Genomic DNA, 20,313 nt, shown 5'->3' on the forward strand with positions numbered 1-20,313 from the left:
AGTGATAGATCTACTTGCGAGTAGGCGCACTCGTCACGGCAGCTCCCACACGAAGTCGATGAAACCCTTACGTGAGCAGCGCAGACGCCGCCACGTACCCGCTGAGTCAGATTCCTCACAGACGATAGTAATCCGCATTTGAATCACTTAAATTAAATTCACCAGATCGGATATCCGCACCGCCCACCGGATAGTCGAAGCCCTCTTCCGCCGACCTGAGAATCCACTTTATATACGACGAATAGTCGACTCATCTCGGCATTCCACAAGATAGGACGATGTGACCAACTCCCGCGACAACGACGCTCCCGCCGCTGCCCACCGACTGCATGTCACCGAGCTCCCGTCCCTCACCGGCCGGGAACTGGGTACGTCGAAGCGCATCCGCATCACCCAGGAGCAGGTCAATGCGTTCGCCGAAGCCACCGGCGACCACCAGTGGATCCACGTCGACCCCGAGCGCGCCAAGGACGGTCCGTTCGGCACCACCATCGCGCACGGCTACCTCACGCTGTCGCTAACCGTCCCGCTGTTCTGGGACCTGCTGGAAGTCGACGACGCCGCCCAGATCATCAACTACGGCCTCAACAAGGTGCGGTTCCCCGCACCCGTTCCGGTCGGGTCCGAGGTGAGCGCCTCCGCTCGAGTCCTCGCCGTGGACGACGTCGCCGGCGGATGGCAGCTCACCGTCGCACTGACGTTCAACGCAGAGGGCGTCGATCGACCGGTCTGCGTCGCCGAGATGATCATGCGCTACCTCCGCTGACGTCGCCCGACGCCGCCACGCACCCCTCCCTCGTACACAGACCAGCAGTTAGCAGGAAATGAAGAACTCACTCGTCACTCGTCTCAGCGCCGAGATCGATCCCGTCGGCTTCCTGGGTGCGACCGCCCGCGCGGTCGGCGCCTCCGCCAAGAACCCGCTCGGCGTCGCCCGCGCCACCGGTGAATTCGCTTCGCGGATGGGCAAGATCCCCGGCGCCGCCACCCGCGTGACGTTCGGCATCGGCGACGCGCCCCGGTGCCCGGAGTCGACCCGCGACCGCCGGTTCTCCGATGTCGCGTGGAGCGAGAATCCCGGCTACTACACGATCGCCGAGACCTACTTCGCCGCTCGCAGTTACGCCCTCGACCTCATCGAGGTCGGCGGCGACGACTCGACCGACACCGCCAAGGCCCGGGCCTTCGTCGAAATGATGTGGGACGCGATCTCGCCCTACAACTCGCCGTTCACGAACCCCAAGGTCCTCATCAAGGCCATCAACACCGGCGGCAAGTCGCTGGCCCGCGGCGCCCAGCACGCGCTGTCCGACGCCGCCACGCGCAACGGCAAGCCGCTGCGCGTCGACATGGACGCCTTCACCGTCGGTGAGAACATGGCCTGCACCCCCGGCCAGGTGGTGTACCGGAACGAACTGATGGAGCTCATCCAGTACGCCCCGCAGACCGAGGACGTGCACGCGGTGCCGATGCTCGCCAGCCCGCCGTGGATCAACAAGTACTACGTGATGGACCTGGCTCCGGACCGGAGCCTCATCGAGTGGGCCATCCGGCATGGACGCACGGTGTTCGCGATCTCGTACCGCAACCCCGACGCCGACATGAGCTCCGTGACCTTCGACGACTACCTCGAGCTCGGTATCCGATCGGCGCTCGAAGTGGTCCAGGAGATCACCGGCGCTCCGAAGGTCGACCTGACCGCCGTCTGCCTCGGTGGTGCGATGGCGGCGATCGCCGCGGGCACCGGAGACGACCGGATCGGCAACCTGACGTTGATCAACACGCTCCTGGACTACTCGAACACCGGTCAGCTCGGCTTGATGACCGACCCCGAGACCCTCGACAAGCTCGAGATCCTGATGTCCAAGCGCGGTTACCTGCCGGGATCGGCGATGGCCGACACCTTCGACATCCTGCGGGCCAACGACCTGATCTTCGACTACTGGGTGTCGCGCTGGATGCTCGGTGAGGAGCCGCCGGCCTTCGATCTGCTGACCTGGAACGAAGACGCCACCAACATGCCGGCCTCCATGCACATCCAGTACCTGCGCCAGCTGTACGGCGAGAACCTGCTGGCCAAGGGCGAGTTCACGATCTGCGGCGAGACCGTCGACCTGAGCAAGTTCTCCGGCGACGTCTACGTCGTCGGCGCCGTCAACGACCACGTGGTGCCGTGGACGTCGTCGTACACGGGCGCCCGACTGTTCGGCAGCGGGATCCGCTACGTGCAGTCGAACGGCGGCCACATCGCCGGAATCGTGAACCCGCCCAACAAGCGGAGCTGGACGGCGGCCGTCGGCGATCCGGAAGAACTCGAGCAGGCAGCCATGCCGGCCGACCCCGAAGCCTGGCGCGAGGCCGCGACCGTTCAGGAGAACTCCTGGTGGGAGGACTGGGTCCGCTGGAACACCCCGCGCGCCGGCGAGCGGCAGGCGCCGCCGACCATGGGCAGCAAGGCCAACCCGCCGCTGGAGGCCGCCCCCGGCTCGTACGTTCGGAGCTGAGAACCCCACCACACGAAACGGCGCGAGCCTCTCACCGGAGAGACTCGCGCCGTTTCTGGTCTGCAGCGGTTTCGATCCGCCTACTTCGGTGGCATCCGGATGCCGCCGTCGACGCGGATCACTTCAGCGTTCATGTACGAGTTGGTGATCAGCTCCTCCACCATGGAGGCCAGCTCGTCGGGCACGCCGAGACGCTTCGGGAACAGGACGCTCTCGCCCAGCTTGGCCTTGAAGGCCTCCGACTCGGGGCCCTCGCCGTAGATCGGGGTGTCGATGAGGCCCGGGGCGATGGTGTTCAGACGCACACCCACGGCCGACAGGTCGCGAGCGACCGGCAGGGTCATGCCGACGACGCCGCCCTTGGACGACGAGTAGGCGGCCTGGCCGATCTGGCCGTCGAACGCGGCGACCGAAGCGAGGTTCACGATCGCGCCGCGATCGTTGTCCGGGCCCGGCTCGTTCTTGCTCATCGCGGTGGCGGCCAGACGGGTCACGTCGAAGGTGCCGATCAGGTTGATCCCGATGACCTTCTTGTACAGGTCCAGATTGTGCGCCGACGCGAACTCGCCGTCGCGACCGATGGTGCGCTGCGCCCAGCCGACACCGGCCGAGTTGACGACGGCCTTCAGCGGGCCGAGCTCCACGGCCTTCTCGATAGCGGCGATGATCTGGTCGGTGTCGGTCACGTCGACCGTGACGAAGACGCCACCGATCTCCTTGGCCAGGGCTTCGCCCTCTTCGGCCTTGAGGTCGGCGATGACGACCTTGGCGCCCCGCGCGGCGAGACGACGAGCGGCGGCTGCACCGATGCCCGACGAACCGCCCGTGACGATTGCACTTGCTCCATTGATGTCCATGTTGCTGAGCATAACTGTGGGCTCAACCGCAGCGGACGATAGGCTCCGGATCATATTTGACGGTCCGCGTGTGGCGGGACACCTCGGCACCGGAGCGGGCATCGCGCACCACGCGCGTGTTGGACGTGGTGAAACCGGGTGAACCGCCGCTGGGCAGGCAGTTGTCGCCGGCCGGCAGCACCAGGCTCTCCGGACTGGTCGGGTTGGTGCGTTCCCCGGTGAACGACTCCACCTCGAACTGCTTGGTCCCCCACAGTCGCACGGTGATCGACGACGACGACCACGCCGTCTCGATCACGATGCCGTTCTTGGTGTTGTTCTTGAACTGCAGGTCGATCAGGCCCTCGAAGACCGTCGCCTCCCGCGCCTCGGGGTAGCGCGAGATGTAGTAGGCGTGCTCGGTGTGCGTCACGTCTTCCAGCCCCGCGAAATAGGCGGCGTTGTACAGCGTGGTGGCGAACTGCGAGATACCGCCGCCGACCGCCTTCGACGCGTGCCCGTTGTCGATGATCGTGGAGGTCACGTAGCCCTGCGCGGTACCGCGCGGGCCGGTGTGGCCGTTCAGCGAGAAGGTCTCGCCGGGCAGCACCACGGCGCCGTCCACTTCTTGCGCCACGAGACGGATGTTCTCGCCGGACGCGCCGCTGAAGCCGCCGGTGGTGAACTCGGCGACCACCTCGCGGACGCCGAGGCCCCGGGCTTTCGCAGTGGAGATCTTGGGGCGCAGCGTCTTGTAGGCCACCTCGGCGGTGCGGTCGGAGCCGACCGTGGCGGCGGCGAGCGCGGCGGCGGTGGCCGGTGCGTCGACCTTGGCGCCGTTGCGGGCGGGCACCACGCGCGGGGTGCCGCCGGAGATGCGGAACGACGCGCTGACCGGCGCGGACTCGGTCGCCTTGAGCGACGATCCGAGGGTGCCCTGGAGGCGACGTTGCGCGATCGACGGGACGAGCCCGCCCTTGCCGTCGGGAACGAAGGTCACCAGCGCACCGAGTTGGACGGGTGAGACCGTGATCGTCTCGCCCTCGCCGCGCAGCTTGATCGACGACGCCGTGACCTCGCGGGCCGGGCCGTCGAGGGTGGCCTGCACCGTCTCGGCCGACACCGTCGGATCGAACTGCTCCATGGCCAGCGAGATCCGCTCGCCGCTGAGCCACTCGCGCTTGAGCGTCTCCTGCGCCGCGTCGCGATCGATCCGCAGGCCCGCCGACGGCAGGTCCGCGACCGGCGTGGTGCCGTCGAAGTGCACCCCGCCCTCCACGGCGGCGCGTTCGAGGACCTCGCGCTGAGCGTCGAGCTCCTCGTTGAAGGCCGTCTCGTCGATGTGCACCACGGGCGCCACCTGGTGGGAGACGCCGAGCATGGCCAGGAAGCGATCCCACGGATTGCGCGGTTGCTCCAGCAGCCGTTCCAGCGTCGCGGCGGCGTCGAAACTCAGGCCCAGCGCGGCCGGATCGACGGTGGCCTGCCCGGAATCGGTGTGGACGACGATCGGCGCGGCCGCCGACACCGACAGCTTCTCGAGGACGGTACGAGCCTGATCCGGGGACAGGTCCCCCACCGCGAACTCGGCGATCTGCGCTCCGCGCGCAGTCCGGTCCCACGATCGGGCCACGTCGACGGCGAAGACGACGGCCACCAGGAGGACTGCGGCCAGCAGGCCGCGCAGCCACCAGGAGCGCGTCGAAGTATCGCGGCGCCGGTAGCGCCTATCAGGAGAAGAAGTCACAACAGCGTCGATCTTAGGCAAAAAATAAGACTCCGGCCGTACTGCCGGGTCGGGGGTCAGGCAGTACGGCCGGAGCTACCACGTATATAGCCGCGGGTCGGCGGAGCGTTACACGCGCGCGAGAAAGATTTTGAGAATCTTTATCGCCGCAGGTCAGCCCTCGATGATGGCGGTAACGCCCTGGCCGCCTGCCGCGCAGATGGACACCAGCGCACGCCCGCCGCCGTTCTCGGCGATCATCTTCGCGGCCTGCGCGACGATGCGTCCGCCGGTCGCCGCGAACGGGTGGCCGGCCGCGAGCGACGAGCCGCGCACGTTCAGCTTGCTGCGGTCGATGGCCCCCAGCGCCTTGTCCAGGCCCAGACGCTCGGTGCAGTACTCGTCGGACTCCCACGCGCTCAGGGTCGACAGGACCACCGAGGCGAAGGCCTCGTGGATCTCGTAGAAATCGAAGTCCTGCAGGGTGAGTCCGTTGCGCTCGAGCAGACGCGGGACCGCGTAGGTCGGCGCCATCAGGAGGCCGTCGGGGCCGTTGACGTAGTCGACGGCGGCGGTCTCGGTGTCGACCAGGTAGGCCTGCACCGGCAGGCTCTTGCGCTCGGCCCACTCGTCGCTGGCGAGCAGCACCGCGGAGGCGCCGTCGGTCAGCGGGGTGGAGTTGCCCGCGGTCATCGTCGCGTCGCCGAGCGAGACCCCGAAGACCGGCTTGAGCTTGGCGAGCTTCTCCACCGAGCTGTCGGCGCGGAGGTTCTCATCGCGGGTCAGGCCCAGGAACGGAGTGATGAGGTCGTCGAAGAAGCCTTCGTCGTACGCCTTGGCCATGTTCTGGTGGCTGGCGGCGGCGAGCGCATCCTGGTCGGCGCGCGCGATGCCGAACTCCTTGGCGGTGATCGCGGCGTGCTCGCCCATGGACAGGCCGGTGCGCGGCTCGCCGTTCTGCGGGATCTCGATGCCGAGCTTGGTGACCAGCGACAGCGCCGCCTTGAGACGGTCCGGGGTGGTGCGGGCCCGATTCACCTCGAGCATCTGGCGACGCATCTCCTCCGAGACGCCGATCGGAGCATCCGAGGTGGTGTCGGTACCGCCGCCGATGCCCACCTCGTAGCGGCCGCGCGCGATGCCGTCGGCTACCGCGTTGATGGCCTGCAGGCCGGTGCCGCAGGCCTGCTGGATGTCGAAGGCCGGGGTGTACGGCGAGAGCGAGGTGCCGAGCACGCACTCGCGCACCAGGTTGAAATCGCGCGAGTGCTTGAGCACGGCGCCGCCGGCCACCATGCCGAGCTGCTCGCCCTGCAGATTGAACCGGCTGATCAGGCCCTGGAGAGCAGCGGTGAACATCTCCTGGTTGCTAGCCTTGGCGTAGGCACGATCCTGCCGCGCGAACGGGATGCGGTTGCCGCCGAGGATGGCGACCGGGCGGTTCTGCTTGGTCTCCGGCTTGCGAGGGGTGTACGAGGCCACTGGCGTCTCCTGAACTCTACGATTCTGCGGTTACCTGTATTCTTACTATTGAGTAAGTTCGTTGTCGACCCCGGCACCTCACCCATATACGCAGAAGGAGCACTGTTATGGCAGGCAGCACCGATCTCTATTCGTCGTTCGTGAACTCGGGGCCGGGCGCCTTCCTGGCCAGCAAGGTGGGCCTCCCGCAGCCGCCTAAGCTGCGCCGTTACTCTCCCTCGCAGCCGCCGCTCGGCGGCCCGGTGCTGCTCGGCGGCGTCGGACGTCTGGTGGAGCCGGTGCGGGAACTGCTGAGCGCCGGCGACGACTACGACATCGTGGTGAACAACACGTCCGGCCGCAGCGCCGACAAGCTCGGTGCCGCCGTCTTCGACGCGACCGGTATCGCCGACGCCGCGTCGCTGCAGCAGCTCTTCGAGTTCTTCACCCCGGTCATGCGCTCGCTCGGCAACTCCGCGCGCGTCGTCGTGCTGGGCACCACCCCGGAGCTCGCCGCGTCGCCCGACGAGCAGGTCGCCCAGCGCGCGCTGGAGGGCTTCACCCGCTCGGTCGCCAAGGAACTGCGCGACGGCGCCACCGCCCAGCTGGTCTACGTCCACCCGAAGGCCAAGGCCGGCGCCGGCGCGCTGGAGTCCACCCTGCGCTTCCTGCTGTCGGGCAAGTCGGCCTACGTCGACGCCCAGGTGATCCGCGTCGGCGCCGGCACCGCCGCCGAGGTGGCCGACTGGGACAAGCCGCTGGCCGGCAAGGTCGCCCTGGTCACCGGTGCCGCCCGCGGCATCGGCGCCACCATCGCCGAGGTCCTGGCCCGCGACGGCGCCCACGTGATCGCCGCCGACATCCCGGCCGCCGGTGAAGCGCTCAGCGAGACCGCGAACAGGGTCGGCGGCACCGCGCTGCCCCTCGACGTGACCGCCGAGGATGCGGGCGCCAAGATCGCCGAGCACGTCCTGACCCGCCACGACGGCCTGGACATCATCGTCAACAACGCCGGCATCACCCGCGACAAGCTGCTCGCCAACATGGACGAGGGCCGCTGGAACTCGGTGATCGGCGTCAACCTCATCGCACCGCAGACCCTGGTCAACGAGCTGGTGGCCCGCAAGGCCCTGCGTTCGGGCGGCGCCGTGATCGACGTCTCGTCGATCGCCGGTATCGCGGGCAACCGCGGCCAGACCAACTACGGCGCTTCCAAGGCCGGCATCATCGGCGTGGTCAACGCCTACGCCCCGGTCCTGGCCAAGAGCGGCATCACCATCAACGCCGTCGCCCCGGGCTTCATCGAGACCGCGATGACCGCGGCCATCCCGCTGGCCACCCGCGAGGTGGGGCGTCGCATGAACGCCATGCAGCAGGGCGGTCAGACCGTCGACGTGGCCGAGACCGTCGCCTACTTCGCGAACCCGGCGAGCAACGAGGTCACCGGCAACGTCGTGCGCGTCTGCGGCCAGAGCCTGCTGGGTGCGTGATGAGTAGAACCGTCACTCTGTCTGCGATGCCGACGGCGGCGACGCAGTACCCGAAGGCGGTCGGCGCCATGCTGCCCGTCTTCGGCAAGCCCAGCCGCGTCGCCCCCGACGCCTCCGTGCCGGAGACCGTCCTGCGCGTGGAGAACCTGCGGGTGGACCGCGACCGACTGCTGGACTACTGCCACACCACCGGCACCCAGTGCGGCGCGCCCCTGCCGCTGACCTACCTGTTCGTGCTGCAGTTCCCGCTGGCCATGGAGCTGATGGTTGCGGGCGGTTTCCCCTTCGCGGCGGTTGGCTCCGTGCACGCGGAGAACCGGATCGAGCGCCTGCGCCAGATCGGCGTCGACGAGCCGTTGACCATCGAGACGCACGCGGAGAACCTGCGCGAGCATCGCAAGGGTCTGCTCATCGACGTGATCTCGAAGTTCTTCGTGGGCCGCGAACTGGTGGCGGTGCAGACCGGCACGTTCCTCAAGCAGCAGCGCACCAGCCTCTCGGACACCCCGCGGGGCCCGGCGCCCAAGGACACCACTCCGCCGCCGCCGGATCGCGTGGTCGCGGTGGATCTGTCGCTGATCCGCAAGTACGCGGCCGCCTCCGGTGACCGCAATCCGATCCACATGGCCGACCTGTCGGCCAAGCTGTTCGGGTTCCCCAAGGCCATTGCCCACGGCATGTGGAGTGCGGCCGCCGCGATCGCCAACGTCGAGGCGCAGCTCCCCGACGCGGTGGTCTACCAGGTGCGGTTCGGCAAGCCGATCCTGCTGCCGGCCAAGGTGAACCTGTACACCGCGAAGTCCGACGACGGCTACACGGTGTCGATCCTCAACCGACGCAAGGGCTACCCGCACCTCACGGGCACCCTCACCCCGTCGGCGTAGAGCACGACCACACGGACCCGACGTCCGGGCGCCCACGAGCGCCTGGATGTCGGGTCCGTTCTCGTCTGCCGCGGCACCCGCCCCGCCCGCATAGGCGACACTCGGCACCAAAGGCGGCAGCCGCCACCAGAGGAGGCAGCCGGGGCAGCCGCCTGCGGTGCGGACTGCCGCCAACGGGGGGAACTGCCGCCGTTACGCCGGAGGCTCGGTGCCGACGCCCTTCAGGCCGCGCCAGGTGATGCCCAGCAGCAGATCGGTGGCCGCGTCGATGGAGACGTCGCCCTCGGAGACCCGGTCGGCCACCGCCTCGGCCGCACCCACCAGCGCGACCGCGGTGAGCTCGAAGTCGGTGTCCGACGCCCCCTCGACGGTGGTGCCCTGGCGGATCAGCGCGGTGATCATCTCGGTGATCTCCGCGCGCGCCTTGGTGACGACGTCGGAGAAGCCGGCGCTGCCGCTGGCGACCCGGTAGATCACCCGCCACGACTGCGCGTTCTCGTGCACGTACCGCAGGAACTCGCGCACCAGGATGCGCGCCTGGTCCCGCTGGCGCAGGGTCGGATCGAATCCGGCGCTCATCACGTCGATGAAGCGTCCGGACTCGCGCGTGATGCACGCGGAGAACAGTTCGTCCTTGGAGCCGTAGTAGAGGTACAGCATGGGCTTGGAGATCTGCGCCCGCGCGGCGATCGCGTCCATCGACGTGTCGGAGTAGCCGCTCTCGGCGAACTCGGCGATCGCCGCGTCGAGCATCTGCTGCTCTCGCACAGCGCGAGGCAATCGCTTGGTTCCGGCCATGAGCCTCAAATTACCATCGAGTAAGTTCCGCGTGCAGGCGCCTCAGCACCTCAGCACTCCCTTGGCCCGCAGAATCCGCACCACCGAGTCGTCGATCCGACTCCGGTTCAGCTTTCCGTCGGCGACGGCCTGCTCCAACGTGTTGAGCACCTTCGGCACCTGGGCGGTGGTGAGCCACAGCCCGATGTCCGAGCCCGCCTGGAAGGCCCGCAGCACCGCTTGGTCGATCGAGTACTTGTCGGTGATCGCCTTCATCCCGGACAGATCGTCGGAGAAGATCACGCCGTCGAACGCCGGACCGTCGTAGCCCTTGCCGGTCCGGAGCATGCCGATCGCGCGGGGACTGATGCTGGCCGGCGTGTCCGACGCCGTGAGACCCGGCACGATCAAGTGGCCCACCATCACCCCGGCGGTCCCCGGATCGCGCAGCAGCGTGCGATACGGGGCGAGATCGGTGTTCTGCATCTGCGCGAGCGGCGGCGTCCGGACGGCGCCGACGTGCGAATCGCCCGAACCGCTGCCGTGTCCGGGGAAGTGCTTGTAGACCGGCATGATCCCGGCGTCGGCAAGCCCCTGCGCGAAGGCGCCCGCGTACTCGGTCACCACTGCCGGGTCGTTCGAGTACGACCGGTCGCCGATGACGTCGTCGTCGTCTTCGTCGGAGACGTCGAGCACGGGCGCGAAGTCGACGGTGATGCCGAGCTTCGCCATCTTCTGCCCGGCCGCCTTCGACTGGGCGCGCACCTGCGCGGGCGTCGCACCGCTCGCGCGCACCGACCGCGCCGACGGCAGATCGACGCCGACCGACTTGAGCCGCGAGACCCGGCCACCCTCCTGATCGACGGTGACCATCAGCGGAACGTCCTGCGCCTTCGACAGTTTCGCCGCCGCGCCGTCGGTCAGGATCGACATGTCGGTCCAGCTGCCGACGAAGATGCCGCCGATCTGCTCCGCGTCGACCACGGCCTTGGCGTCGGCGGCGCCGGTGACGCCCACGACGAGGCGCTGCGCCAGCTTCTGCCGGAGCGTGAGTTCGGCCAGCTCCGCACTGCCGCACCGCGCGGGTGCGGGCGCCGCCGCGGACGACGACGACACGGCCATCGACGCCGCCGAGGAGCCGGCCGACGAGGCAGCGATCTCCGCGGTGCCGTCCGTGGATCCACATCCGGCCAGCAGAGCGAGGCCGGTCACCAGGGCGATCGGACGAAAGACTTTCCGCATGACCGAATGGTAACTTGGAGCCCATGGTGCGAGACCGACTGATTTACGGAGCCGTGGCTGCCGCCGCCGGCGCGATCGTCGGTGTGGGCGCGGTCTTTCTCAGCGGCACGCTCGCGGCCGAGAACTCCCCCTCCACCGATCTGAACAGTTTCAATGCGAACGACGGCTTCCTGCAGGGCTCGGTCCAGTACGGCACGCGCGGCGGAGCCGACGACACCCAGTGAGTGCGGTCGCCGGCTGACCCGCCGGGACATCGCCCTCGTCACCGTCGCCGCACTTCTCTTCTCCTTCTGGCAGGCCCCCGGCCGCATCGCGCCGGACACCAAGCTCGATCTGACCGCCGATCCGGTCGGCTTCCTGCTGCGCGCCGCGCACCTGTGGTCGCCCGAGGCCCCGATGGGCCAGATCCAGAATCAGGCGTACGGCTACTTCTTCCCGCACGGTTTGTTCTTCGCCGTCGGCGATCTCGCGGGCCTGCCCGGCTGGGTCACCCAGCGGCTGTGGTGGGCGCTGCTGCTGACCGTCGGCTTCGTGGGTCTGGTCCGCCTGGCCGAAGCGCTGCGCATCGGCTCGTTCGGGTCGCGCCTGCTGGCGGGGGCGATCTTCGCGACGTCGCCGCGCGTGCTGACCACCCTCGGCTCCATCTCGTCGGAGACGCTGCCGCTGATGCTGGCGCCGTGGGTGCTGGTGCCGATGGTGCGGGCGCTCGACGCCGCGGCCGGCGATCCGCGACCGCTGTGGCAGGCGGCGCTGCGCTCGGCGGCCGCCGTGGCGCTGATGGGGGCGGTGAACGCGGTGGCCACCGCCGCGGCCGTCGGGGTGGCCGCGCTCTGGTGGGCGGCCAGCCTGATCCTCGCCCGCGGCGCCGACCTGCGCCGCCGACTCACCTTCGGCGCGTGGTGGGCGTTGGGCCTGGCGCTGGCCTGCCTCTGGTGGCTGGTCCCCCTGCTGCTGCTCTCCCGGCTGTCCCCGCCGTTCCTCGACTTCATCGAATCGGCGCGCGCCACCACCGAGTGGTCGTCGCTCACCGAGGTGCTGCGCGGCACCAGTTCGTGGACGCCGTTCGTCTCCGGGGAACGCGCGGCGGGCGCGGTCCTGGTCTCCGAACCGGCCGCGGTGCTGGCCACCGGTGTGCTGGCCGCCGCCGGCCTGGCCGGGCTGGCGATGGCGCGCCTGCCGCGGCGCCGCACCCTGATCGCGCTCCTGGTGGTCGGGCTGCTGATCATGTGCCTCGGCTACCCCGCCGCGCTCGGCTCGCCGCTCGCCGAGCAGTACCGCGACTTCCTCGACGGCGCCGGCGCCCCGCTCCGCAACCTGCACAAATTCGACGCCTTCCTCCGCATCCCGCTGACGCTGGGCGTCGCGCATCTGCTGGCCCGGGTGCGCGTCCCGGTCGACGCGGCGTCGTGGCGCACGGTGAACAAGTCGGTCCGCGGCGAACGCGGCCTGGCCGCGGCCCTGGTGGTGCTGGTGGCCGCGATCAGCACCGGCACGCTCACCTGGACCGGCGGCATGGCCCCGCCCGGCAGCTATCGCGCCATCCCCGACTACTGGCAGCAGACCGCCGACTGGCTCGCGGCGCAGGAGTCCACCGCGGCCCCCACCCGCGCACTGGTGGTGCCGGGCGCACCGTTCGCCGACCAGCTGTGGGGTCTCACCCGCGACGAACCGCTGCAAGCCATGGCCCGGACGCCGTGGGCGGTCCGGGACGCGATCCCGCTGACCCCGCCCGGCGCCATCCGCGCCCTCGACTCGGTCCAGCGCGAGCTCGCGGCCGGCCGCGGCGGCCCGGGTCTGGCCCCCACGCTCGCGGCGCAGGGCGTCGGCTTCGTGGTACTGCGCGCCGATCTGGAGCCGGCCACCTCGCGCTCGGCCCGCCCCCTGCTGGTGGCGCAGGCGCTGCGCGCGTCGCCCGGGTTCACGCCCGTCGCCGAGTTCGGCCCGCTCGTCGCACCGCCGGTCGCCGACGGCTTCGTCGTCGACAACGGTCTGCGCCCGGAACTGCCCGCGGTGACGATCTACCGGGTCGACGGCGCCACCGGCACCGGACCGTCGCTGACATCGCTGGCCGATCTGCCGCGGGTGGTCGGCGGCCCGGAAGCGCTGCTGGCGATCAACACCGCCCGCGCTCGCGCCGGACTGGGGCCGCTCGGACCGTCGCTGCTGGCCGCCGACGCCCGCCGCGCCGGGCTCGACGAGGGCCCCGGGCTGATCATCACCGACTCCCCCGCGCTGCGCGAGATCGACTTCGGTCGGGTCGACGATCATGCGTCCGCGCTGCGCTCCCCGGACGATCGACGGCTCACCAAGAACGCCGTCGCCGACTACCCGGTGGACGGGCAGGATCCGGTGGTCGCGCAGTGGCTGCTCGACGGCGAGCCCGGCCGGGTCCGGGTGAGCAGCAGCGGCTCGGCCGCCGACGCCACCCAGCCCGGCCAGACCGCGCCCGCCGCCGGGGCCGCGGCCGCCTTCGACGGAGACCCGACCACCGCCTGGGTCAGCCGCGGCCTGGAATCGGCCGTCGGGCAGTGGCTGCGACTCGACTTCGCCGAGCCGAAGGAGAATCTGGCCGTCACCGTCACCACCGCGCAGGCCATCGGCCCGAACGTGACGTCGATCCTGGTGAGCACCGACGGCGGCAGCGCGGTGGCACACGATGTGGAGCCCGGCGTCCCCACCCGCGTCGTGCTGCCGACCGGACCCACCGGGCACGTGCAGATCCGGGCCATCGCCACCGAGAACCGGGGCGGCAACCAGTTCGCGCTGGCCGACGTGGCCCTCGCCGATGCCGCAACCGGCGCGCCGATCAGCGTACGACGGCAGGTGCTGCTTCCCGAGGTCGACGGCCCGGTCCGCCAGTGGGTACTCGGCGCCGAGCTCGGCGGCCGCGACCAGTGCGTCACCGATGACGCCGGGCGCGTGCGCTGCGCCGGAGCGCTCGGCCTGGACCCCGAAGAGCCGGGCGTGTTCACCCGGACGCTGTCGGTGCCGCAGGCCGCCGCGGTGGAGCCGACGGTGTGGCTGCGGCCGCTGCCGGGCAGCGCCCTGAACCAGTTGCTCGCCGAGCCCGGCCGGATGACGGCGGAGGGCCCGTCGGCGGTAACCGATGTGCGGGGCAGCGCCACCGCCGCCGTCGACGGCGACCCGCAGACCACCTGGATCGCGCCGGAACCGACCGACCGCGCATCCCGGTATCCCACGCTGACCGTGCGCCTGCCCGCCCCCGCCGAGGTGACCGGCCTGCGCCTCACCGCGCCCGCCGATTACCCGGCGCGGCCCACCAGGGTGCGCGTGGACCTCGGCGACGGCGGCTCCGAACGCACGGTCGGCGCCGACGGCGTGCTCGCGCTGCCGCCCACCCGCACCGACACGGTGACGATCACCGTGCTGCGCACCGAGGACCTCCTCGACACCAACAGCCTCGGCTTCACCACGCGCGCCCCCGTCGGGATCAGCGAGGTGGAGGTCCTCGGCGCACCGCCGCAGGCGGCGGCCGACCCGCAGCGCCCGGTGCACATCGCGTGCGACAGCGACCCGTCCGGACCGTACGGCCTGGGCCTGACCGCCGCCGGCCGACTGATCCGCCTGCAGGTGTCGACCACCGCGGGTGCACTGCGCACCGGACAGCCGGTCCGCGCGACGCCGTGCCCCGGGCCGCCGCTGGACCTGGGTGCCGGGCGGGTGGAGGTGGCGGTGAACCCGGGTCGCGCCTTCACCGTCGACACCGTGCTCCTCGACGCCGCCCCGAGCCCCACCGCGGGCGACACCGCGAGCGACACCGTCGAACCCGCGGTGACCGAGTGGACCGCCACCCGTCGGACGCTCACCGTTCCGGCGGCCGATCGTGACCGGGTCCTGTCGGTGCCGGAGAGCACCAATCCGGGCTGGCACGCGCGGATCGACGGCGTCGAACTCGCGCCGGTGGTGGTCGACGGCTGGCAGCAGGGCTGGGTGGTGCCCGCCGGGCTGGGCGGCACCGCGGTGCTGACCTTCGACCTCGACGGCGCCTACCGCTGGTCACTGGGCGTGGGCTTGGCCCTGGTCGCGGTGCTGTTCGTGGCCGCCTTCTGGCCGCGCCGCCGCCCCGAATCCGACCCGTCGACACCGCGGGCCGGTCCCGCCGATCTCGGTACCGTCGGCGTCGTCGGCGGTGCCGTCGCGGGCCTCGGAGCGGCCTGGCTGCTCGGCGGCTGGTGGGGACTGGGTATCGGCGTGCTCGCCGGCGCGGTGACCACCCGCCTCTCCCGCAGTGCACGCGTATGGACCGTGTTCGGCGCGATGTCGGTGGCCGTCGTCGCCCTGGCGGCCGGGCCGTGGCACTCCGGGCTGCCGTACACCGGGCACGACGCCGCGCCGCAGGCCGCAGCGCTGGCGGCACTCGCCGTCCTCGTCGCCGGTGCCCTGATCGACTGCAGAGAACGGCCCGGCAGGGCAGAATACGACGCACCGAACCACCACGAGGGGAACACGTGATCTCGCGAGCCACCACCGCTGTCGTCGCCGGATGCGCGGCCGCAGCCGTCGCCGCCACCCTGTCCGCCGCACCGGCGAACGCCGCACCGCAGGGTCGTGTGGACCCGGGCATCGGCTTCTTCTCGGTCAATCACGGCGTCGGCTGCTCGTACAGCATGACGGTGCCGGTCAACGCGTCCGGCCTGGTGAGCTTCTACGACTGGAAGGGCCGCGGCTACCCGCCGCTGCTGATCGGCCGCGCCATGGCCTCCGGCGGCAACGCCGCGGTCACCTGGTGGCCAAAGCGGCAGGGTCTGCGCAACGTCTACGCGGTGCAGAACGGCAAGAAGTCGCCGATCACCAAGGTGCGCGTCACGCAGGGATACGGGAGCGGCGGTCTGTGCTTCGCGTTTCCGTGACGCGCAGTGCACGACGTCGTTCCCACGCGGCCAACGCACGACGACACGGATTCTCGATGAACGCGTAACTGGCCGCCGACACCCCGATGGTCAGCACCACGGTCAGCACCCAGACCCCCGCGAAGTGGCCGTCGAACGCGGTGATGCCGAACAGCCCGAACACGCAGGTCAGCACGGCCAGGTGCCAGATGAAGATGGCGTACGACCACCGGCCCAGGGCGGCCATCGGTCCCGAGTCGAGGAAGCGGAACGGCCCGGGCGAGCACACCAGCGGCGCCAGGATCGCGTACGCGGCGATCGCGCCGAACACGATCTTGCCCACGTACTGCCCGTTGGCGAGGTCGCCGAGACCCACCGGACCGGCCAGCGGCGTGCAGGCCAGGCCGTAGGCGACGACGGCCACCGCCAGCATCAGCGGCCGATTCCCCGACACCGCCAGCGCGCGGCGGGCCGATCGCGACGGACGTGGCTCGGCGTCGACGATCGCGGTCAGCTCCGCCAGGATCAGTCCGGCCAGGAACCACGGCAGGTGCCCGAACACCCAGTTCTTGCCCTCCACTCCGGGCGGCAGGGGCAGCGCGGTGACCACCCACGCCCACCCGAGACTGAGTACGCCGACCGCGAGGAGCAGCGGAATCCGCAGCCGCGCCCGCGGCCCGCGCAGCGCGATCAACGCATAACCGATCACCGGAAGCAGCAGGTAGAACGCCACTTCCACGGACAGGCTCCACATCTGAGTGAGACCCGGCGCCAGCGTCCACGGCACGAAGACCTGGGTCAGCGTGAGGTTGGCCAGCCAGCTCTCGATCGACGCGCCGCGCGCCTGCGGTAGCAGCGTGAAGACCGCGACCACGGCCACGGTGTAGGCCGGCCAGATCCGCACGAAGCGGTGCCGCAGGTAGCGCGCCGGTCCCGGCTCGCGCAGCTCCGGGTGGCGGGCCGCGGCGGCGTAGGGCCGCCACAGCAGGAACCCGGACAGCGCGAAGAACAGCGCGACCGCCAGATCGAGCCGCCCGAGGATCGGGCCGAGCACCGGCCACTCGATGGCGCGCGTCTGAAAGGCCACGTGGGTGGTGAGCACCCCCAGCGCCGCCAGCGCGCGCATTCCTTCCAGCTGGGGAAAGAAGCGCCGCTGCGGCGGGTCGGCGATGGTCGTCATGATTGCCGCCAGGGTACCGGCGGCGACGGCGCCCGGCAGTAGGCTCGGCACATGCCCGATCAGCACCCGCGACTGTCCCCGCGCGACCTGCTCGGCCCCGGCGCACTGTTCCTGGGCGCCCTCCTGATCGCGGTGGCGATCGCGATCGGACCACTCGTCGGGGCGGACCTGAAGAAGGTGCCCCTCGACCTGGACCTCACCTCGGTGTCCGACGGCTCCGCCGCCACCCGCGTCCTCGACCGCTGCTCACTGGAGGCGCCGCGCGCCGCGGTGGTCGGCGGCACGGTCAACCAGCAGCGCAGAATCGTCACCGTCCAGCCGTCCGACGCCCGGGTGGTGACCCTGCAGGCCGGGACCGCCCTGGGTCTCGTCGGCGACGCCGCCGACCACTGCGGCGAGCCGACGCTGGCCGCGGTGATCGACCGGACCACCCTGGACCGGACCACCGCCGCCCCGACCGGCAGCTCCCAGGTGCAGTACGACGACGAGCGCGCCGCCCTCGCCGTCGACGACCGCCGCGGCTACACCTACGTGCTGCCGTTCGGCTTCGATCCAGTCGGCGCCCAGTACTTCGACCCGATCACCCGGCAGACGCTGCCCATGGCGGCCGCGGGCAGCGAGACCATGGGCGGGCGCGCGGTGACCCGCTTCGTGGTCGACGTCCCGGACACCGATCTCGCGGTGGCGCAACAGGATCCGCGCGCGGTCCTGGAGAAGCCCGCCTCCTGGTTCGGCGCCTTCCCGAACACCGCCCCGAACGAACGGCTGACGGCGACCCTGCACCACCGCGCCACCCGGGACCTCTTCGTCGACACGGAGACCGGCGTGATCGTCAGCGAACGCGCCGTCATCACCGAGGAGTACCGGTTCGCACCCGACGTGCGTGCCCGCAACGCCGCGCTCGAGGAGTTCGCGTTGACCAACCTGACCACCACGCTGTCGTCGGATCACCAGACCCTCCGCGACGCCGCCGCCTACGCCTCGAGCCGCGCGTGGCCGGTGACCGTCACCACGCGGGTGGTTCCGATCGTCGCCGGCGGCCTCGGCGTCGCGGCGCTGATCACCGGTGTGTGGTGGATGCGTCGTCGCCCTGCCGCAGCACCAGCTGCAGACTGAGCACGGACGCCGTCGCGCACACCGCGGCCAGCACGGCCAGGCCGGTCACCGATCGCGCGACGGTGGCGATCAACACCACTTCCACCACCAGCACGGCCGCCACCGGCAGTCCGCCGCGCATCCGGTCGCGGGCGATCACCGCCAACAGCAGCAGCTGCAGCACGGCCAGCGCCGAGCCGGTGTACGCGAAGAGCCACAGCAGTCCGGCCACCGGCCGATAGTCGGCCGAGACCACGAGCGGCACCAGCGGACCGGCGAACGCCGCCGCGAGCGTCACCACCGCGCCGATCACCAGCAGCACCCGGGTGGCCGAGCGCAGCGCGGCCGTCGACCGCACCGGGTCGGCCAGCCGCGGATAGAACACCACACCCACCGCCTGCGGCAGCCAGAACGCCGCCTTGGTCGCCACCGCGCCGAGCGCGTACAGCCCGGCGTCGTGCGCGCTGAGCACACTGCGCGACAGCAGCAGATCCACCGATACCGCGACGATGATGATGAGCTGCACCCCCGACGCCCGCAGCACCATCGACGCCGGCACCGCGGCGTGCCCGACTGATGGATTCCCGACTGCAGGATTCCCGACTGCCGGATCCGTGAGGACGGCGACGACGGCCACCGCGACGGCCGCCACGATCGTGCCCAGCGTGCCCGCGGCCAGTGCCCAGGTGGCGCCGCCGCCCCCCACCACGGCGATGATCACCGGCACGCTGCGCAGCACTCCGACGACGGCGAGTACCCCGCCGAGCAGCCCGAAGCGGCCCGTCCCCTGCAGAAAGCCCTGCCCACCGGCGATCACGGCGAGCGGAGCGGCCCCGGCCAGTGCCGCGAAGGCCGGTCCGGCGTCGGTGTCGGCGAGCGCCATCATCGCGAAGGCGCCGCCCACCGAGGCGACGGCGACCACCGCGGCCACCACCGCGATCAGCCGCCACAGCATCGCGGTGCTGCTGCCGCGCACCACCTCCCGGGCCACCACGGTCTGCAGGGCGAGGGCGGGCACCGCGAACACCAGCATGGCCGCGAGCAGCACCGCGAACTCGCCGTAGGCGGCCGGACCCAGCAACCGACCGGCGGGAAGCTGCACCAGATAGGCGAGCAGATTGGCCACCAGCGATCCGGCGGTCACGGTCCCCAGCGAGCGGACCGCCGACTTCGGCACGCCGCCGTCGCCCCCTCGGCCTCTCGCGCGCGTCACCACGGGACCAAACTACCCCGCAGGTCGCGGGCGGCAGGCAAGCGCGCGACCGCTGCGCGTATAGACTGCTAGTGCCTCGAATGGAGGCTGAGCAGTACCCGGAACTGATAGACAAGCAGGCAGCCGACTCGATGTACGACACCGAACCCCTCCCCGAGCCCGACAATGCCGAACCCGGCTCCCGGATCGATCCGGTACTCGCGCGGAGCTGGCTCCTCGTCAACGGCGCGCAGGCGGAACGGTTCGAAGCGGCGTCCCGATCCCGCGCCGACATCGTGATCCTCGACATCGAGGACGCGGTGGCGCCCAAGGACAAGGACGCGGCCCGCGACAACGTGGTCCGGTGGATGAACGACGGCCACTCGGATTGGGTGCGGATCAACGGCTTCGGCACCCCCTGGTGGGCGGCCGACATCGACGCCCTCGCCAAGACCTCGGTCGGCGGCATCATGCTGGCGATGGTCGAGTCGGTGGACCACATCACCGAGACCGCGCGACGACTCCCGAACGTGCCGATCGTGGCGCTGGTGGAGACCGCCCGCGGCCTGGAACGCATCACCGAGATCGCCGCCACCAAGGGCACCTTCCGGCTGGCCTTCGGCATCGGCGACTTCCGCCGCGACACCGGCTTCGGCGAGCACCCGATGACCCTCGCCTACGCCCGCTCGCGGTTCACCATCGCGGCCAAGGCGTCGAACCTGCCGTCGGCGATCGACGGCCCCACCGTCGGCTCCACCGGCCTCAAGCTCAGCGAAGCCACCGCCGTGAGCAGCGAGTTCGGGATGACCGGCAAGATCTGCCTCACCCCCGACCAGTGCCCGGCCGTCAACGAGGGTCTGTCGCCGTCGCAGGATGAGATCAGTTGGGCCCGTGAGTTCTTCGCCGAGTTCGAGGCCGCCGGCGGCGAGATCCGCAACGGTTCCGATCTGCCGCGCATCTCGCGGGCCACCAAGATCCTGGACCTGGCGCGCGCCTACCAGATCGTGCCGAGCGACTTCACCGACGCCGACCACCGGCCGCCGCCCACCGATACCTTCCACTACTGAAGAGCGCAC

The 20,313-nt window shown here is 70.7% G+C and carries 16 protein-coding genes; 9 read left to right on the top strand and 7 right to left on the bottom strand.

Annotated features, from left to right (window positions below; translation table 11 throughout):
- The first annotated feature begins 280 nt into the window (after window positions 1-280).
- Window positions 281-766, top strand: a complete 486-nt coding sequence (locus ABD989_RS11530; RefSeq protein WP_425556529.1) for a MaoC family dehydratase — start codon at window positions 281-283, stop codon at window positions 764-766.
- A 58-nt stretch (window positions 767-824) separates the two neighbouring features.
- On the top strand, window positions 825-2,504 hold the full coding sequence (locus ABD989_RS11535) for a PHA/PHB synthase family protein (protein ID WP_246992717.1): 1,680 nt from the start codon (window positions 825-827) through the stop codon (window positions 2,502-2,504).
- A gap of 80 nt (window positions 2,505-2,584) precedes the next feature.
- On the opposite strand, the gene ABD989_RS11540 is transcribed toward ABD989_RS11535, so the two are convergent.
- The 3 genes from ABD989_RS11540 to ABD989_RS11550 all read right to left on the bottom strand — a co-directional run bounded on the left by ABD989_RS11540 (window position 2,585) and on the right by ABD989_RS11550 (window position 6,548).
- Window positions 2,585-3,361, bottom strand: a complete 777-nt coding sequence (locus ABD989_RS11540; protein ID WP_246992719.1) for an SDR family NAD(P)-dependent oxidoreductase — start codon at window positions 3,359-3,361, stop codon at window positions 2,585-2,587.
- 22 nt (window positions 3,362-3,383) lie between these two features.
- Window positions 3,384-5,087 (bottom strand): VanW family protein, encoded by a 1,704-nt coding sequence (locus ABD989_RS11545; RefSeq protein ID WP_345313592.1) that lies wholly within the window; start codon window positions 5,085-5,087, stop codon window positions 3,384-3,386.
- A gap of 153 nt (window positions 5,088-5,240) precedes the next feature.
- On the bottom strand, window positions 5,241-6,548 hold the full coding sequence (locus ABD989_RS11550; RefSeq protein WP_246992723.1) for an acetyl-CoA C-acetyltransferase: 1,308 nt from the start codon (window positions 6,546-6,548) through the stop codon (window positions 5,241-5,243).
- A 107-nt stretch (window positions 6,549-6,655) separates the two neighbouring features.
- Between ABD989_RS11550 and ABD989_RS11555 the strand changes: the two genes are divergently transcribed.
- Together ABD989_RS11555 and ABD989_RS11560 are read left to right on the top strand one after the other, a co-directional pair.
- Complete coding sequence (locus ABD989_RS11555; protein WP_345313593.1) at window positions 6,656-8,017, top strand: 3-oxoacyl-ACP reductase; 1,362 nt, start codon at window positions 6,656-6,658, stop codon at window positions 8,015-8,017.
- Window positions 8,017-8,901, top strand: coding sequence for a MaoC/PaaZ C-terminal domain-containing protein (locus tag ABD989_RS11560; RefSeq protein ID WP_345313594.1), 885 nt, complete (start codon window positions 8,017-8,019; stop codon window positions 8,899-8,901). Before ABD989_RS11555 ends, ABD989_RS11560 begins: the two co-directional genes overlap by 1 nt.
- 192 nt (window positions 8,902-9,093) lie before the next feature.
- Here the strand turns inward: ABD989_RS11560 and ABD989_RS11565 are convergent, their stop codons facing one another.
- Together ABD989_RS11565 and ABD989_RS11570 are read right to left on the bottom strand one after the other, a co-directional pair.
- Window positions 9,094-9,699 carry a TetR/AcrR family transcriptional regulator gene (locus ABD989_RS11565; RefSeq protein WP_246992729.1) on the bottom strand — a complete coding sequence of 202 codons (606 nt, stop codon included), beginning with the start codon at window positions 9,697-9,699 and terminating at the stop codon, window positions 9,094-9,096.
- Between the two features lie 42 nt (window positions 9,700-9,741).
- Entirely contained in the window at window positions 9,742-10,920 is a 1,179-nt protein-coding gene (locus ABD989_RS11570) for a glycoside hydrolase family 3 N-terminal domain-containing protein (protein ID WP_345313595.1), read from the bottom strand.
- A gap of 23 nt (window positions 10,921-10,943) precedes the next feature.
- On the opposite strand from ABD989_RS11570, the gene ABD989_RS11575 reads away from it, so the two are divergent.
- From ABD989_RS11575 to ABD989_RS11585, 3 genes are read left to right on the top strand one after another with little or no spacing between them, the layout of a single operon-like run.
- A complete protein-coding gene (locus tag ABD989_RS11575; protein ID WP_246992733.1) occupies window positions 10,944-11,144 on the top strand; it encodes a DUF2613 family protein in 201 nt (66 codons plus the stop codon).
- Window positions 11,074-15,393 (top strand): alpha-(1->3)-arabinofuranosyltransferase, encoded by a 4,320-nt coding sequence (locus tag ABD989_RS11580; RefSeq protein WP_345313596.1) that lies wholly within the window; start codon window positions 11,074-11,076, stop codon window positions 15,391-15,393. Before ABD989_RS11575 ends, ABD989_RS11580 begins: the two co-directional genes overlap by 71 nt.
- On the top strand, window positions 15,390-15,791 hold the full coding sequence (locus ABD989_RS11585; protein ID WP_246992737.1) for a hypothetical protein: 402 nt from the start codon (window positions 15,390-15,392) through the stop codon (window positions 15,789-15,791). Before ABD989_RS11580 ends, ABD989_RS11585 begins: the two co-directional genes overlap by 4 nt.
- Here ABD989_RS11585 and ABD989_RS11590 read toward each other — a convergent pair.
- Window positions 15,745-16,950 (bottom strand): acyltransferase family protein, encoded by a 1,206-nt coding sequence (locus ABD989_RS11590; RefSeq protein WP_246992739.1) that lies wholly within the window; start codon window positions 16,948-16,950, stop codon window positions 15,745-15,747. The two genes, ABD989_RS11585 and ABD989_RS11590, sit on opposite strands and share 47 nt — an antisense overlap.
- A 51-nt stretch (window positions 16,951-17,001) precedes the next feature.
- On the opposite strand from ABD989_RS11590, the gene pgfA reads away from it, so the two are divergent.
- Window positions 17,002-18,066, top strand: a complete 1,065-nt coding sequence (pgfA, locus tag ABD989_RS11595; protein WP_246992741.1) for a cell envelope lipid trafficking protein PgfA — start codon at window positions 17,002-17,004, stop codon at window positions 18,064-18,066.
- On the opposite strand, the gene ABD989_RS11600 is transcribed toward pgfA, so the two are convergent.
- Window positions 18,011-19,222: a lipopolysaccharide biosynthesis protein gene (locus tag ABD989_RS11600; protein WP_345313597.1), complete on the bottom strand. Its 1,212-nt coding sequence runs from the start codon at window positions 19,220-19,222 to the stop codon at window positions 18,011-18,013. The genes pgfA and ABD989_RS11600 overlap by 56 nt on opposite strands.
- A gap of 167 nt (window positions 19,223-19,389) precedes the next feature.
- Here ABD989_RS11600 and ABD989_RS11605 point away from each other — a divergent pair, with 167 nt between their 5' ends.
- Window positions 19,390-20,304: an HpcH/HpaI aldolase/citrate lyase family protein gene (locus ABD989_RS11605; RefSeq protein ID WP_246996834.1), complete on the top strand. Its 915-nt coding sequence runs from the start codon at window positions 19,390-19,392 to the stop codon at window positions 20,302-20,304.
- Window positions 20,305-20,313 lie beyond the last annotated feature (9 nt).

Source organism: Gordonia alkaliphila, from assembly GCF_039542465.1.
GTDB classification, from domain to species: Bacteria; Actinomycetota; Actinomycetes; order Mycobacteriales; family Mycobacteriaceae; genus Gordonia; species Gordonia alkaliphila.